Origin of the sequence: Pseudomonas sp. Ost2 (assembly GCF_018326065.1) — a bacterium.
Taxonomy (GTDB): domain Bacteria; phylum Pseudomonadota; class Gammaproteobacteria; order Pseudomonadales; family Pseudomonadaceae; genus Aquipseudomonas; species Aquipseudomonas gingeri.
The window spans coordinates 1,140,539-1,157,358 of sequence record NZ_AP021904.1; the positions used below are offsets into that span (position 1 = coordinate 1,140,539).

Annotated in this window: 9 protein-coding genes; 2 read left to right on the plus strand and 7 right to left on the minus strand. The window is 65.9% G+C overall.

Annotation, left to right across the window (positions count from 1 at the left end):
• The first annotated feature begins 63 nt into the window (after positions 1–63).
• Together KI243_RS04965 and KI243_RS04970 are read left to right on the plus strand one after the other, a co-directional pair.
• The gene (locus KI243_RS04965; protein WP_212810572.1) at positions 64–4,713 is read left to right on the plus strand and encodes a DUF6543 domain-containing protein; all 4,650 of its coding nucleotides are present in this window, start codon (positions 64–66) and stop codon (positions 4,711–4,713) included.
• A gap of 330 nt (positions 4,714–5,043) precedes the next feature.
• Positions 5,044–9,912 (plus strand): hypothetical protein, encoded by a 4,869-nt coding sequence (locus tag KI243_RS04970; protein WP_212810573.1) that lies wholly within the window; start codon positions 5,044–5,046, stop codon positions 9,910–9,912.
• 10 nt (positions 9,913–9,922) lie between these two features.
• Here KI243_RS04970 and KI243_RS04975 read toward each other — a convergent pair whose 3' ends face one another.
• The 7 genes from KI243_RS04975 to KI243_RS05005 are packed head-to-tail and all read right to left on the minus strand — an operon-like array spanning position 9,923 to position 16,820.
• Positions 9,923–11,194: a cyclopropane-fatty-acyl-phospholipid synthase family protein gene (locus KI243_RS04975; RefSeq protein WP_178992070.1), complete on the minus strand. Its 1,272-nt coding sequence runs from the start codon at positions 11,192–11,194 to the stop codon at positions 9,923–9,925.
• Positions 11,181–11,981 carry a DUF1365 domain-containing protein gene (locus KI243_RS04980; protein WP_177119252.1) on the minus strand — a complete coding sequence of 267 codons (801 nt, stop codon included), beginning with the start codon at positions 11,979–11,981 and terminating at the stop codon, positions 11,181–11,183. The genes KI243_RS04975 and KI243_RS04980 overlap by 14 nt, the downstream gene beginning before the upstream one ends.
• Positions 11,978–13,225 (minus strand): FAD-dependent oxidoreductase, encoded by a 1,248-nt coding sequence (locus KI243_RS04985; protein WP_017126568.1) that lies wholly within the window; start codon positions 13,223–13,225, stop codon positions 11,978–11,980. Before KI243_RS04985 ends, KI243_RS04980 begins: the two co-directional genes overlap by 4 nt.
• The gene (locus tag KI243_RS04990; RefSeq protein ID WP_177085476.1) at positions 13,222–14,004 is read right to left on the minus strand and encodes an SDR family NAD(P)-dependent oxidoreductase; all 783 of its coding nucleotides are present in this window, start codon (positions 14,002–14,004) and stop codon (positions 13,222–13,224) included. Before KI243_RS04990 ends, KI243_RS04985 begins: the two co-directional genes overlap by 4 nt.
• Positions 14,001–14,423, minus strand: coding sequence for a nuclear transport factor 2 family protein (locus KI243_RS04995; RefSeq protein WP_212810574.1), 423 nt, complete (start codon positions 14,421–14,423; stop codon positions 14,001–14,003). Before KI243_RS04995 ends, KI243_RS04990 begins: the two co-directional genes overlap by 4 nt.
• Positions 14,416–15,861: a deoxyribodipyrimidine photo-lyase gene (phrB, locus tag KI243_RS05000; RefSeq protein WP_017126565.1), complete on the minus strand. Its 1,446-nt coding sequence runs from the start codon at positions 15,859–15,861 to the stop codon at positions 14,416–14,418. Before phrB ends, KI243_RS04995 begins: the two co-directional genes overlap by 8 nt.
• A 29-nt stretch (positions 15,862–15,890) precedes the next feature.
• A complete protein-coding gene (locus tag KI243_RS05005; RefSeq protein ID WP_177119254.1) occupies positions 15,891–16,820 on the minus strand; it encodes a MerR family transcriptional regulator in 930 nt (309 codons plus the stop codon).

A 16,820-nucleotide genomic window follows, 5' to 3' on the forward strand; every position in this document is an offset into this window, starting at 1 on the left:
AGCCGGATACCGCCGTGGGCAGTGCTGTTCCTTGTCTACTCGCGCATTTGCAGGGAGCCAGACATGCCGGACACCACCACATCGCCTCGCCCGTCGCTGCAGCAGGACATCGCTGCGGCCAAGGCGCTTTTCGCCCGCCCGCCGACCTTGTCGGGGGTGGTCCTGGCGGCTATCCAGGAACAGTTCTTCAGCCGTTGGGACCCGCTGCGCAACGCCACGCACCTGTATGTCGGCGAGCCGCGATGGCTGACGGTCGATGGCAAAAGAGTCTCCGCCGGCTATCAGTACACGGCCTTGAGCGACCTGGTGCTCAAGCAGTTCACCCAGGGCGTGGCGCCGGTTTTCAGCGAAGATCATGTGCTGGAAGTCCGCTTCGTCGGCCTGCCCGGCGATCGCCAGATGATCGAGCCGCCGGTCCCGCCGACGCTGCTCGGCCAGTGGGGCGATATCCTGCTGGAGCTCTATCAGCAGGCGCTGGTCGACTACTGGAACGAAGAGAATGCGCAAGGCAGCAGTCGCTTTGGCCGGCTCAGTGCGTTGCTGGTGCGGATGCTCACCGCGGACCGCGAACAGTACCGCGCCTTCCTCACGGTCGACCTGCAGAAGCCCGACCAGAAACTGGCCGTCCATGGCCTGCGCGCCGTGAGCAAGGACCCGTGGGGCGGCTACTACCCGGAAGCGTTGCCGGTGCTGCTGGTTCGTCGCTGGGAGCATGAGGTCGAGCAGGCACCGTTGTTGCTCAGCCTCGCCCAGGGGCTGTTCCGGGCCCGGACCCCGGAAGTGGGACATCTGCTGCCCTTGTTCATGAGCCGCCGGGCCGAGGGGCGTGATATCGAATATCACGAGCATCGGCTCTGGCAGTCGGGTGATCCTGACGAGCTGCTGGAACAGGCCTTTGCCAGCCTGGGGCGTACCTTGCTGGAGAACCAGTTGCAGGAGGTTTCGCTGATCGGCCGTGATCTCGACTGGACGGTCGAGGATTACCAGCGGCGACTCAGCGCTATCACCCGCCCCGACAGCTGGTTTTTCAACCCCGAGCCGACGCAGCCCCATAGCGTGCGCGAACTGTCCGAGGAACTGACGGCGCTGCGCGATGCAATGCCCCACTGGTTGCTCGCTGCCGATCCGCGGGATATCGAGCGCTACCGGGATCTGCTCGATCATCTGGCGAGTGTGCAGCGTGCCTCCCAGGGCAAGGCCTTTCTCGACGGCATCGGCGACCTGATGAGTTTCACCCGGCGGGCCCTGCTGGAAAAAATCCATGAGGAGCATGCCGAGCCCCTGGGGATCAGCAGTTCCGACGATATCCGCCTGGAGCTCGACAGGGTCATCGCGGTGGCGACGGCCGGTGGCGGCGGTGGGGCCCTGGGCAGCATCGAAAAGGTCAGGATGACCCTGACCGAATTCGCCCTGGAGAACCTGGGCGGCTTTCACCATTCGAAGATGCGCATCGCGGTCCGGCACTGCGACCGTGAGTCCGCCGTGCCGGCCTGGCTGACCCCGGATTACGTCAGGCACCTGGTGACGGCCGTGGACATCGGCAAGACCTACCTGGAGGCGCTGCGGGCCAAGCTGATCGACGACGCCGACGAGGCCCGGCGGCGGGAAAAACTCTTCACCGAGCAACTGCGGGTGCAATTGCCCATGGCGGCGCTGGAACTCAAGATCAGGGCCCAGTCCGGTTTCAGCGAGGCGGGTTTCCGGTATATCGAGGCACTCATGAAACCCGCCGCAGCGCAGCGGCAGGTCGACGGCCAGGAGATAGTGCTCAGGCCCCTGGGTTTTCGTGCCGAAGCCGATGCCGCAGTTGATGAGGTGGCGTCGATGTTTATCATCGGGCCGAAGGATATCCGTCACGGTCCGCACGTGCTGTATCGCCCGTTGTTCGCCAAGGCCGGCAGCCATGAGTCGGCGTTGCTGGGCTTTCAGGCGGCCTCCGGGGCGGCCTTGTGTGCCCCCGACAACGATGCCCGGCCCACGCCGGCGCTCGAACCTCTGCGCCAGTACGAGACCTTCGTCGCGGTGTTCGAGGCCATCCGCCAGGAGGGCCCGCTGCAGGACAGCGTCCTGACCTGGATGAGCCCCCGGGCCAGGCGCCTGTACGACCATGGCGGCTTCCAGGAACCGCACCTGCCGCGATCGTTCGAAGACGATTTTGCCGCTTTTTCCACTCCGGGGCCGGCACGCCTGAGTGACGCGGTGGTCGACGGCGACTGCCTGCACCACCTGTTCACGTCGACGGCGCGCACGCTGATCGAGCTGGCCGACCGGCAGTCGGTGTCCAACGCCGAGCAACGCTGGGCCCAGCTCAAGGAAGGCGCGTGGCAACTGTTCAATGTGCTGCTGATGTTCATCCGTGGCCCGGCGGCCGTGGCGGGCTGGATCTATGCGGTGGTGGCCAGCGTGGACCGGGATATCCGTCAGTTGCAGGCCAGGGGCGGCCAGGGGCAGGCGAATGCCTGGGCCGATGTGCTGGTCAATCTTTCCTTTATCCTCAGCCATCATCTCGCCGAGGGCAAGGCACCTTCAGCCGCTCGCGAGGGTATACCGTTCAGCACGGAGCCCGCCGGGGCGGGCCGACTCAGGCCTGGGCCTTATGTGGCGCAAGGGGCGGACCTGCCCGTGCCCATGCACCTGGACGAGCCGGCCCTGGCGCCCTCCGGGCAGCGTCGCATCCGCATCGACGACCTGCTGCTGCGCCGTTTCGAACGGCCCTGGCCTGATGCCGAGTCACTGGGCGCGGTGATCGCCGAGGGTGAACTCAAGGGCCTGATCCGGCTCAACGACAGCGGCCACCTGGCCACCTATATCGGTGGGCGCCTGTATCGGGTCCGCGAGGAGCCCGGGGGCGGCGTGCGGATGATCACCCCGGACGGCAGTCGCGAAGGCTTCTACCTGAAAAGCACCGAGGCCGGCGAGTGGAGCCTGGACGTGAAGCTGCGTCTGCGCGGTGGCTCGGGGCGCGGCGGACGCAAGTCCATCAAGCAGATACAGGACGAAAAAAAGGCGGCGGCCAAGGTATTGGTGGATCGCCACAAGGAGATCGAAACCGCCGGGAAACTCGCGACAATCGCCGCCTCCGCGGCACGGGCCGCGTTGAAACTCAAGGAGGAGGGGACTGACGTCGAGGCCATCAGCAGGGCTCGGCAACGATATCTCCAGGAAGCGGAAAAGGCTTTCGACATGATGGGGCAGAGCATCGTCCTGCGCGAGGAACAATCCCGGGTGGCGAAAGTGCCGAAATGGAAGGACGCCGTGTGCGCTTTCCTCGGCATCCAGTTGGGCGGCTGCCGTGAGACGCTGGAAGTCCTGCGCCGGGTCCGTGAGGAAGAGCGCCCCTCCGCGATAGAACTCGAGCTGGCGCAGACCAGCGCTATGCAGATGGGCTCCGGGTTCTTCGAGCGGTTCCTTGCCTACCAACGGAGCAAGGTCGTGGCCAATGAGCGCATGTTCGAATGGCATCGCAGGGAAAGGCAGGTCGACAGGCATCTGGACGATTTCGCCGGCCTGGGGAGCAAGACCCGCGACCAGACCATCGGCCGGACCCCGAACGCTCCGCTGGAGCGCGACACGCAGGCGTCGCAACTGCATAGCCTGCGCTGGCTGACGCTGCATGAGTTGCGACAGGACGAGCAGGTCCCTCCTTCGCTGATAGACAAGACCCAGGAGATCGCCATGGCGAACCAGTCCTGGCTCAACCTGGAGCAGGACCCGGATATACCCGCCCGGCGCCGTCAGCGGGTGCTCAACACCTGTATCGAAAACTATGTGTCGGGCCTGCAGACCCTCGAGTTCTGGCGGCACCAGCAGCCCGAAGGCACGGCGCTGCCCTATACCGACCGTCTGCTCGAACTGATCGCGCAATTGCGTGACGAGGCGCTGGAGGCGTTGAGCGAGTCGCTCGAGGCACAGGCCAGCGAGATCGCCGCGCAGGAGGAGCTGGAGAAAATCCCCGGGCTGATCCAGACCCGCGGATCCAGGGGCGGGACCTACCTGGGGAAAGTCCGGCCGCCGGCCGCCGGTCAGAACCGGGAGACTGTCGAACTGGCCGATGGCGATGAAGTGCGGGTGTTCCAGGAAAGCGCCAGCGGCAGCTACTGGGAGGAGGTCAAGGCCCCCGAGCCGGCCCCGGCGCCGGTCGCCACGCGGCCACAGGTCGGGCTCAAGCGGCTGGTCAAGGAGGCCGGCACGCAGATGCAGAAGGCCCGTGGCGAGCTGGCCAATGCCCGCAAGGAGCTGGCACGCGCGCTCGACCACGCCGCCCGGTTGAAGCAGCCGGTGCGGGACCCGGTCTACCTGCAGGATGTGCTGGAAGGGGAAGCGCGGATCCTCGTCCGGCTCGCCGAGCAACTGGAGAACGGCCTGGCGAGCGCCGAGCAGTCGCCCGAGCGGCTCAACGCACAGAGTCAGGCGGCCAACTTGCGCGCCCTGGCCCTCGAGTTGGGCAACGAGGGGCTGCTGATCCGGGTCGAGGCGACCAAGGCGAGCATGCCGGACATGGCCCGCGTCGACTTCCTGCACCGCCAGGGCGCCATCGAAATCAGGAAAAACGGCCCGCGCAGCCTGCTCAAGTCCGGCGATTACCTGCAGGAGTACCTGATCCTCGACAAGGCGGTCGCGGGCAAGAAGAGCGCGTTGCTCTGGGTGGCCCACTTCCACTACCCCGACCTGACGCCCAACGATGACCTGTTCACCCCGGGGCCGCCCACCTGAAAACCCGCGAAGAGCGTTTTCTCGGGCCCAAGGCGCAAGCCCGTGCCGAAGGGGCGCGGTTCGAGCGTATTCGTCGCGGCCAGCCCGGTCGCGCGCAGGCGGCGGTGGATATCTGGCGCAGTGCGATCAGCCTGCCCATGGCCCGCCAGTTCTTTTTCGATGCCGCTGAAGTGGATGCGGCCCTGGTGGAGCAATTGCGCCGACTGTAGCTAAGCGGATACCGCCAGGGGGCGGTGTGCCGGACGTCTACTGCCCTGGTACCGCCGTGCGGTGCCGGGCACGGCGGCTCGAAGCCGGGCCCGTCGGATCTGTTTGAAGGGAATAGTCTGCATGAATGACGCAAGCACACTGCCGGGCCTGTCGCTCGAGCAGGAGATCGAGGCGGCCAAGGCGCTTTTCGCCCATCCGCCGACATTGCGGGAAGTGGCCCTGTCGGCCATCCAGGAGGCTTTTTTCAACCACTGGGACCCGCAGCGCAATGCCTCGCACCTGTATGTCGGCAAGCTCCTGTGGCGCGAGCAGGAAGGCAAACGGTTCTCGGGCGGCTATCAGTACCGTGCCGTGATCGACCTGGTGCTCGAACACTTTACCAGCGGGGTCGCGCCGCTCTTTACCGCCGAACATGTGCTGGAGATCAGGCTCGATGGCTTGCCCGGCGACCGCCTGGTGGTGGACGCCGCGGCAACCCAGGACACGCTCGGGTCGTGGGGCGATATCCTGCTGCAACTCTATCAACAGGGCCTGGTCGACTACTGGAACGCGGAGGATGCGCACGGCAGCAGTCGCTTTCAACGCCTTGGCCGGATCCTGATGCGCATGTTTTCCGCCGATCGTGAACAGCATCGAGCCTTTCTGTCGATCGATCTGCAAAAGCCCGAGCAGCAACTGGCTTTCCATGGCATCCAGGCGGTGAGCAGGGACATCTGGGGCGGCAGCTATCCCGAAGCCTTGCCCGTGCTGGTGGCCCGTCGCAAGGAGCGCGGGATCGAGCAGAACCCGCTACTGCTCAGCCTGGCCAAGGGCCTTTTCCGGGCCGACACCACGGACCTCGGACCGCTGCTGCCCTTGTTCATGAGTGTCCGCGCCAATGGCCGCGATATCGAGTATCGCGAGCATCGGCTCTGGCAGCGGGGCGACCCGGATATGCAACTGGGCCTGGCCTTCGCCAGCTTTGTCGAAACCCTGCTGGAAAACCAGCTGCAGGCGATTGCGCTGATCGGCTTCGATAGCGAATGGACGCTCGCGGACTACCAGCACCGGCTCGATGAAATCACCCGTCCCGATGACTGGTTTTTCACGCCGGTGCAGACCGAGCCCCATACGGTGGTCGAGTTGCCCGAAGCGCTGGCGGCGCTCAATGACGACTTGCCGCATTGGCTGCTGGGGGCGTCGAGCGAAGACCTCGGCACCTACCGCGCCCTGCTGGAAAAACTGGCCGAGGTGCAGCGTGTGTCGGGCGGCAAGGCATTTCTCGATGACGTGGGCGATCTGCCGGAGTTCGCGGCCAGGGCGCTGCGCAAGAAGATGGGCGAGGACCATCCGTCCGCTGCCGATATCGCCAACCCCGATGATATTCGCCTGGAGCTCGACAAGGTCATCGCGGTGGCCGTGGCCGGCGGCGCGAGCGGGGCGCTGGGGACGGTGGAAAAGGTGCGGATGAGCCTGACGGAGTTTGCCCTGGAGAATCTCGGCGGCTTCCGGCATGCGAAGATGAAGATCACCATCCGCCACTGTGGCGTGGACATGGCGGTGCCCGACTGGCTCACCGCGGACTACGTCAAGGCGCTGGTCACGGCCGTGGACATCGGCAAGACTTATCTCGACATCCTGCGGGCCAAGCTTGTCGACGACGCCGACGAGGCCCGGCGCCGGGAAACACTCTTCACCGGGCAACTGCGGGTGCAATTGCCCATGGCGGCGCTGGAACTGAAGATTCGCGGCGACGCTCACTTCGACGAAGCGGGTTACCGCTGTGTCGAAGCGGTAGTGCAGGCCGAAGCGGCGCAACGCCAGGTGAACGGCCAGGAGATCGTCCTGCGTCCCCTGGCGTTCAAGGCCGAAGCCGATGCGTCGGCGGATGTCGTGGCGTCCATGTTCATCATCGGTCCGAAGGACACGGGGAGCGGCCCGTTCATTCTCTATCGTCCGCTGCTGGCCAAGGCCGGCCCGCAGGCGGCGGCCTTCCAGCAGTTCCAGGCGACAGCGGACAAGCACTTCTGCCCTCATGACAATGACGCCCGCCCCACGCCTCCCGTCGAACCGCTGCTGCAATACCCGACGTGGTCGGCCCTGTTCGATGCGCTCAGGCAACCCGGTGCATTGCAGGACAGCATCCTGGCGTGGTTGAGCGATCAGGCCCGGCGCACCTATGCCAATGGCGGCCTGGTCGAGCCCCACCTGCGGCGTTCGTTCGAGGACGATTTTGCCGCGCTGCTGCCGGTGGCGCCGGCCACGCTCGACGAAACGGTGGTCCAGGGCGACTACCTGCATCATCTGTTCGATTCGCTGGCCAGGACCCTGATCGCCCTGGCTGACCGGCAATCGGTGTCCAATGCCGAACTGCGCTGGAACACCTTGAAGGAGGGCGGCTGGCAATTGTTCAACGTGGTGCTGATGTTTATCCGTGGCCCGGCGGCGGTGGCCGGCTGGATTTTCGCTGTGGTCGCCAGCGTCGATGCCGACTTTCGGCGACTGCAGGAAAAGGACCCCGGGGCCAAGGCCAATGCCTGGGCCGATGTCCTGGTGAACATCGCCTTTATTCTCGAACATCACTTGAACCGTCGGCAGGCGCACGCCAGGACACCGCAGCGGATCCCGCTCGACGAGGGCCAGCGGCCGCCGCACGGGGCCACGATCAGCGAAGGGCCGGACCGGCCATTGCCGATGAAACTGGACAATCCGGTGGCGCCCGGCACGGTCGCCTCGCGTCCGACCGCCAGTTCGTTCACCCTGAAGATCTACCCCTATCCCTGGCCCGCGCCCGAGACCCTCGGGGAGGTCATCGCGTCCGGCGACCTCAAGGGCCTGATCCGCTTGAAGGAGTCCAAGCGGCTGGCGGCCTACTTCGGGGGATGGCTGTTTGCTGTGAAGGCGGACAGCGAAGGCACTGTCCAGGTGGTCTCGCCGGACGGCCTGCGTGACGGCTTCTATCTGAAAAGCGATGGCGCGGGCGTTTGGACGCCGGACTTGAAGCTGCGCCTGCGCGGCGGCTCGGGGCGCCCGGGCAACGTCGGGAAAAGAAGAGCGGCCCTGCTCGAGGAAAAACGCCGGGAGCAGGAACAGCGGGAGCGGGTCAGCGAGCGCTTCATGGAAGGCTGGAACCAGCGCGTCGCGGAGCAGGGGAGACGGGCACGCGCGTTGTTTCCCGAACGCGAGGCCCTGGTGGCGATGGAAGCCAGTCCCGACCGCTATACCCACGCGCAATGGTTTGCCCGCATGGACCGGATCGCCGACCTGGGAAAAGCCCTGATCGACGGTTACGAGCAACAGCTCAACGAACTGCGGATGACCGAGACGGTCTTCCTGCGGGGCTACAAGGCGACACTCTTTACCACCCTGGATCAATTCGTCACGGCGATGCAGTTCGCCCTGGACGCGATAAGGCTCATCGACCGTCGTTGCGTGCGGATCATCGAGCATTTGCCCTATCAGGATGGTTCGGGCCGGGTCCTGCTGGAAACGCAACGACTGGAGCAACGGGAAAACCGCGCCGCGGACCTGTATATCGACTGGGCGGAGCGGGAGCAGCAGGCGTTTGCCGAACAGGGCAATCATCGCAACCAGAACCTGGCGGACTACCAGCGCCTGCAGCAAATCAGGGGCGGGGGGCACAAGGTGCGCGGACTGAAGGCCATCAGGGCGTGCCGGCTCGCGGTGTACTGCTTCAGGGAACTGGATCCGCACCAGCTCGAGAGCGATATCTGGACGAAGCTCGACGACCTGCGCGGTGCCCTGGCTTCCCAGTCCATTCTCGATGAACGCTCCGCTACGCCGCTGTCCGCCGAGGCGGACATCGCGGTGCTCAATACCTGTGTGAGCCAATACAACGAAGCCCTGGCCATGGCCGAGTACAAGACCGGCCTGTTGCCGCCGGAGACCCGCCTGGTCTGGGCCGATCTGTTCACCCGGCGCCTGGTCGAGCTGCAACAGGAGGCCGAGCGCAGCCTGGTCGCGCGCATCGAGGCGCAGGCCCCCACCGAGTACGCGCCTGACCTGCCGTCGCCGCCCGCCGGCAAGCGGCGCAAGATCATCCGTACCCGTCGCAAGCAGCACTATCTCGGCTATGTTCGCGACACGCCCCAGGATGGCCACGAGGTCGTCGAGCTGATGGACCCCCAGACCGGTCAACCGCTCGAGTCCTTTGTCGAGGAAGAGGACGGCTACTGGCAGCCGCTGCCCAAGCCGGCGCCCGCCCGCAGACCGGCGCCGCAGCCGGGCCTCAAGCGCCTGGTGCAGATGGCCGAGAGCCAGATCCGCCAGGCCGGCCGGGAAATCGAGATGGCCAGGCGGCAGATCCCGGTCGCCAAGGACCCGATCTATCTGCAGGATGTCCTCGGCGTGCGGGCGCGAGCGCTGGAAGCGCTGGCCGGGCAGATCGATCGGGCGGTGACGCAGGCGAACGGCTCGGTGACGCAAAGCGAAGTTTCCGCCGGCCAGGTCCAGGCCGCGGAACTGCGTCTCCAGGCCGGGACCGTCAGGCATGAGGGGCTGATGGCGCGGATCGCCGTGACCAAGTCGAGTGCGCCGGACACCGAACGGCTGCTGTTTCTCAAGGAGCACAACGAGGTCGAGATCTTTCGCAACGGGCCGCGCACCCGACTCGGCAAAAGCGACTTTCTCCAGGAGTATGCGGTGCGTGACAAGGCGACCGGCAAGAATATCTGGGTGGCGCACTTCCACTATCCCGACAAGGCCACCCCGGAGGAGTTGTTCGTGATGCGCGGGGCCCTGGACAAGGACGGCAAGCCACAGGCCCATGGCGCCCACCTGAAGCGCTGGGCCGAGCGTTTTCTCGGCATCAAGGCGCAGGCCCGGGCCGAGCAGGAGCGCTTCGAACGCATCCGCCAGGGGCAACCCGGGCGAGCCCTGGAGGTGTTCCGCATCTGGCGCAGCGAGATCAGCCTGGTCATGGCGCGCCAGCTGTTTTTCAATGCCCCGGAACGGGAGGCGGTGGTGCGCGAGCAGTTGCGCCAGCTCTAGCGCCGGTCCCTCAGCTGTCGAAACGCCCGAGCAGCGGCTGGGCCCGGGCGGTCGGCCGGGCCAGCAGCAACTGGGCGGTGCCGATGGTGCGTTCGAGGAAGCCGCCTTCGCAGTAGCACAGGTAGAACTCCCACAGGCGCAGGAAATAGTCGTCGTAGCCCAGCTCGCCCAGGCGGCCGTGGGCGCGGCGGAAGTTCTCGTGCCACAGGCGCAGGGTGCGCGCGTAGTGCGGGCCGAAGTCCTCCATGTGCAGCAGGTTCATGTCGGTTTCGCGGCTGACCACTTCGAGCATCTTGTGCACGCTGGGCAGGGCGCCACCGGGGAAGATGTAGCGCTGGATGAAGTCGACGCTGTTCTTCGCCTGTTCATAGCGTTGGTCGCGGATGGTGATGGCCTGCAACAGCATCAGGCCGTCGCTCTTGAGCAGGTGTGCGCATTGCCTGAAATAGTTGGCGAGGAACGAGTGGCCGACGGCCTCGATCATTTCGATGGAGACCAGCTTGTCGTACTGGCCGGTGAGGTCGCGGTAGTCTTCCAGCAGCAGGGTGATCCGGTCCTGCAGGCCCAGGCTGTCGATACGTTGCCGGGTGTAGGCGAACTGTTCCTTCGACAGCGTGGTGGTGGTGACCCGGCAGCCATGATGCAGGGCGGCATGGATCGCCATGCTGCCCCAGCCGGTGCCGATCTCCAGCAGGTGATCGCCCGGTTGCAGGTCGAGTTTGCGGCAGATGCGCTCGAGCTTGTTCAACTGCGCCTGTTCCAGGGAGTCATCGGGGCTGAGGAACTGCCCGGCCGAGTACATCATGGTCGGGTCGAGGAACTGCTCGAACAGCGCGTTGCCCAGGTCGTAGTGGGCCTCGATATTCTTGCGCGAGCCCTTGCGGGTGTTGCGATTGAGCCAGTGCAGGGCCTGGACGAAAGGACGCCCGAGGCGGGCCAGGCCGCCTTCCATGGCATCGAGCACGTCGAGGTTGCTGACGAACACCCGGACCACCGCCGTCAGGTCCGGGGTGGTCCAGTAGCCATGGATAAAAGCCTCGCCGGCACCGATCGAGCCATTGCCGGCGACCATGCCCCAGACCGCCGGGTCCTGGATATGGATCTCCCCCAGCAGGCTTTCGCCGGTATTGCCGAACAACTGGCGCTCGCCGTCCTCGACCAGCAGCAACTGGCCGTGGCGCAGGGCGCGGAGCTGGCGCAGTACGCCACGGCGCAACAGGCTGGTGGTCAGGGTGTTGGTGCTGAACAGATTGGCCCTGGTCACCAGGCTAGAACTTTTCATGACGTTGTTCCTTATCTTGCGCGGTGGCAATACCAAAGGCGCCATCGGCAGCCTGGTGGGAGAAGATCGGCATCCGTTTGAGCAGCAGGCGCAGGGCCTGCCAGTAGATCGCCAGGCAGGTCTTGGCGGTCATCCAGGGAAAACGCCAGAGGTAGCGGTGCAGGCTGGCCCGGCTGAGGGCTTCGTGCCGCAGGTTGAGGGTGGCGTCGAAGACCTTCAACTCGCCCTGCCAGTCGGCCATGTGCACGCCGAGCCTGGCATTCGGCTGGCTGAAGCTCATGCGGTATTCCAGGTCCCGCGGCAGGAACGGCGAGACATGGAACGCCTTGGTCACCGCGACATGCTGGTGGCCCTCGCCGTCAGCGGGCAGCACATAGTGGTAGTGCTCGCCCCAGGGGGTATTGGTCACTTCGCAGAGGATCGCCGCCAGGCGTTCGTCGGCGTCGAAGCAATAGAAGAAACTCACCGGGTTGAATGCCAGGCCCCAACTCCGTGCCTGGGTCAGCAGGCGTACGGGGCCCTGCGGGGCATGCCCGAGGGCACGGGCGACCTGCTGGCGCACCGCTTCGATCAGCGGCATGCCCTCGCGGGTCCAGGTGCGCAGGTAGTCGCTCTCGCGGAAGGCGAAGGGCGCGAAGCGACTGCGTCCCGCCAGCGCCGACAGCCCGAGCACGCTGTCCTGTTCATCGAGGTCCAGGTACAGCAGGCCGATCCGGTAGCGGAAGGCGTGGGCCCGCGGCGCAAAGCGCCGGTGAGCGATCCAGCCGCTGTACAGGGCGCTGTTCACAGGTATTCACCGAAGGCGCCGGCCACGCGCAGGGCGCTGTTCACGCCGTCTTCGTGGAAGCCGTTGGCCCAGTAGGCTCCGCAATAGTAGGTATGTCGCTCGCCATACAATTCCTCCCAGCGATGCTGCGCGGCCACGGCGGCCAGGCTGTATTGCGGGTGGGCGTAGGTGTAGCGGGCCAGGACCTTGCGCGGATCGATATCGGCGCCCTGGTTGAGGCTGACACAGAAGGTGGTGTCGCTGCGGATGCCTTGGAGAATGTTCATGTTGTAGGTCACGGCGGCCAGGCGCAGGCCATCGCCGCCGAGGCGGTAGTTCCAGCTGGCCCAGGCCAGCGGGCGCTCCGGCAGCAGGCGGGTGTCGGTGTGCAGCACCACTTCGTTGTCGGCGTAGGGCAGCGCGCCGAGGATCTGCTGTTCGGCGCTGCTCGGCTCGGCCAGCAACCGCAGTGCCTGGTCGCTGTGGCAGGCGAACACCACTTTGTCGAAGCGTTCGCTGCCGGCGGCGCTGTGGATAACCACGCCATGGCCGTCGCGCTCGACCCGGGTCACCGCGCAATCGAGGCGGATGCGTTCGCGAAAGCCGGCGATCAGGGGATCGATGTAACGACTCGAGCCGCCTTCGATCACCCGCCATTGCGGGCGGTTGCTGACCGACAGCAGGCCGTGGTTCTTGAAGAAGCGTACGAAGAACTGCAACGGAAAACCGAGCATGTCCGCCAGGGACATCGACCAGATCGCCGCGCCCATGGGCACGATGTAGTGCTGGATGAACCGCTCGCCATAACCGCCGTCGCACAGGTAGGTGCCGAGTGTGGTGTCGGCGGCGATGCGCTGCTGCTCCAGGTCGTCGAGGGCCTGGCGGTTGAATCGCAGGATATCGCGCAACATGCCCCAGAAACCCGGGGACAACAGATTGCGGCGCTGGGCGAACAGGCTGTTGAGGTTGTTGCCGTTGTATTCGCGGTTGGCCGCCGGGTCGCGCACCGAAAAGCTCATTTCGGTGGCCTTGTAGCCGACGCCGAGCTGGCCGAGCAGGCGGATGAAGTTCGGGTAGGTCCAGTCGTTGAAGACGATGAAGCCGGTATCGATGGCGTGCTGCTCGCCATTCACCGTGACGTCCACGGTATGGGTATGCCCGCCGATCCAGCTGGCGGCTTCGAACAGGGTGATCTGGTGATTGCGGTTGAGCAGGTAGGCGCAGGTCAGGCCCGCGATGCCGCTGCCGATCAGGGCGATTTTCATGAAGGGTCCTTGTCCTTGCCGTTATTGCGCGCCATGCGCCTGCCGATCGCCAGTTGCAGGCGCTTGGGCAGGCGTGACAGTGGCCAGAGCCCGGCCATGAACAAGGCCGGGAAGCTGATTTCCAGCGGCCGCTTGTGGAGTTTCTCGCAGATGTAGCCGGCAGCCTTGTCGGCCGGCCAGCTCAGGGGCATGGGGAAATCGTTCTTCTGCGTCAGCGGGGTGTCGACGAAACCGGGGCTGACGATGGTGACGTCGATACCTTCGCGGGCCAGGTCGATCCGCAGGGATTCGAACAGGTAGCGCATGCCGGCTTTCGAGGCACCGTAGGCTTCGGCGCGCGGCAGCGGCAGGAAGGTCACGGCGCTGGCGATCGCCACCAGGTGCGGCTCGGTGCCGGCCCTGAGCAGGGGCAGGGCGATCTCGATGCAGTAGCTGCTGGCGAGCAGGTTGGTACGCACCACCCGTTCGACGACCGAGGCATCGAAGGCCTGGGCATCGACGTATTCACAGGTGCCGGCGTTGAGAATCACCGTGTCGAGACCGCCCCAGGCCTGCTTGATGCGTTCGCCGATCTCGCGGACCTGGCGGCTGTCGGTCAGGTCGCCGGGGACCAGCAGCACCTGGCCCGGATAGCGTTCGTCGAGGGCTTCCAGTGCTCGCACATTGCGGGCGCTGACGGCCAGCTGGATGCCGCTCTTGAGCAGCACCTCGGCCATGGCGGCGCCGATCCCGCTGCTGGCACCGGTCAGCCAGATGCGACGCGCGGAGGACAGGCTCATGCGACTCTCCTTTTCAGCCACGCGGTGGCGTGCCCGAGCAATGGCAGGTGGTCATAGAGCAGTGCCCCGGCGTCGAAATAATCCCGGTGGCGGTAGACCTTGTGGATCCACAGCAGATGGGAGCAACCCTCGACATGGATCGGCTCGCCCCTGGCGAGCCTGGGATGACGATAGCTCATGTTCCAGCGCAGATAGCCTTCGCCCTCGCGGACCTGGTCGAGGCCATGGAAATCGAAGTGCAGCCCGCTGATGTCGCTGTACATCCGGGCGAAATAGCCCCGCAGCTCCGCCAGGCCGCTGACCTCGTGCAACGGGTCGGTGAACCGCACGTCGTCGCTGTACAGTTCGGCGAGCAGGTGCAGGTTGTCCTTGTCCAGGGCAGCGAAGCGCTGGACGAAATGGTGCAGGAACTCACTCATGCGCGGCTCCGGTATCCAGCCGCGCCGGCAGGCTCTTGAAGGCGGCCAGGGCGCGTTCGCGGCTTTTGCCCAGGTCGACGATGGGTCGTGGATAGTCGGCGACGCCGAACAGGCCGCCGACGGCCGCCGGGTTGTGCACTTCCTTCTTGTTCAGCCCAGCCAGCTCCGGCAGCCAGTGCTTGATGAACAGGCCCTCGCTGTCGAATCTCTCCGACTGGCTGATCGGGTTGAAGATGCGGAAGTAGGGGGCCGCGTCGGTGCCGGTGGAGGAACTCCACTGCCAGCCGCCGTTGTTCGCCGCCAGGTCGCCGTCGATCAGGTGGCGCATGAAGAATCGCTCGCCTTCGCGCCAGTCGATCAGCAGGTTCTTGGTCAGGAACATCGCCACGACCATGCGCAGGCGGTTGTGCATCCAGCCGGTGTCGAGCAGTTGGCGCATGGCCGCGTCGATGATCGGCAGGCCGGTGCGGGCCTGTTGCCAGGCCGCCAGTTCCTGCGGGGCATCGCGCCAGGGCACGGCTTCGGTTTCCGGGCGGAAGGCGCGGTGCCGCGAGACCCGCGGGTAGCCCACCAGGATATGTTTGTAGAACTCGCGCCAGAGCAGTTCGTTGATCCAGGTGACGGCGCCGGCGTTGCCGCTGTCGAATTCGCCCTGGTTGTTCTGCAGGGCGGCGTGCAGGCACTGGCGCGGGGAGACCACGCCGGCGGCGAGGTAGGCGGACAGCTGACTGGTGCCGGGCTTGGCCGGGAAGTCCCGCTCACTCTGGTAGTAGTCGATCTGCTGGTCGGCAAAGGCGTCCAGGCGCCGCCGGGCTTCGGCTTCTCCGGCCGGCCAGAGGTCGCGCAGGGCCTGGGACGGTGGCGGAAAACCTTCGACTTCGGCGGGAATCGGATCGCTGCCCAGGCTCAGCGGCAACTGCGCGCGGGGTGCCTCGACCATGGCCGGCAACGCGCCGTGAAGGCGGCTGTAGCAGACCTTGCGGAACTGGCTGAAGACCTGGAAGTAGCCGCCGGTCCGGGTCAGTACACTGCCGGGCTTGAAGAACAGTTGATCGAGATAGCTGTGGAAGCCGATGCCGTGGGCTTCGACGGCCTTGGCCACGGCCTGGTCGCGGCGGGTTTCGTGCACGCCGTATTCTTCGTTGAGATGCAGGGCGTCGATTCTCAGGGCCTGGCACAACTCGAGCAGGACCGCGGGGACCTGCTCCCAGGTGTCGGCATGGCGAACCAGCAGGGGAATATTCAGGGCGGCCAGCGCCTGGCTCAGCTCCCGCAGGTTGCGCAGCCAGAAGTCGACCTTGCACGGGGCGTCGTCGTGGGCCTGCCACTGGGCCGGTGTCAGCAGGTACACCGCCACCGTGGGGCCGCGCCGGGCAGCGGCGCTCAAGGCGGTGTTGTCATGCAGGCGCAAGTCGGTGCGCAGCCAGAACAATTGCATAGTCATTCCTTGGGCCATGGGCGAGATCGCTAGAGCAGTCCGAGCCGGGTCAGGCCCTGATGCGCCGACAACGGATCTTCGGCCAGGCTCACGCCCGGGTTCTCGTCGCTATATACGGACAGTTCGACAAAGTGGATGCACACCGCGGCGCCGGTGATCAGCCTGGGGCAACCGATACCGCTGAGCAGCCGGGGCAGGGCGCTCAGGCTCAGCGCCTTGCTGGAATACAGGACCACGGCCCGGGCCTTCAGGTGTTCGACGGCCAGCGCCAGTTCGCCGGGCGGCAGCGGCCAGTCGAAGACCTCCACCGGGCAGTCGGCACTGCTGGCCAGCCAGGCGGTCAGCCACAGGTGCGGCTCCAGCGGCAGGTCCGACTGGTTGACCAGCAGCAGAGGGGCGCCCTTGAGCTGGCGATTGTTGTGATAGATCCGTGCGCCGAGCTTGCTGCGCAGCCAGGAGTAGAAGAAGGTCCGCTCCATCTGCCCGCCGAACTGGCTCTGCCAGCGCTGCTCGAGTTCCGCCAGCAGCGGGATCAGCAACTGTTCGCAGACCGTGCGGGGCGGATACAGCGACATCGCCTGGTTGAAGCTGTCATCGACCTGGCGTTCATCCAGCTGGCCGATGGCCCGGACCAGGTTGTGGTGCAGCCGATGCCAGTCGTTTTCCGGCGGTTCGGCGGGCGGCTGCGGGGCATCGAGCAACTGCTTGACCTGGCGCACCGCCACGCCACGGTTCAACCAGGTCAGGATCGCCTGGATGCGTTGTACGTGTTCGGTGGAAAACAGCCGGTGCCCCTTGGGCGTGCGGTGCGGCACGATCAGCCCGTAGCGCCGCTCCCAGGCCCGCAGGGTGACGGCATTGACGCCGGTCTGCCGGGCCACTTCGCGGATCGGCAGCCAGCCGGCCGCCAGGGCGCTGGCGTAGTCGGGGTTGGCTTCGTCGTCTTCGGGGAGGGTCAT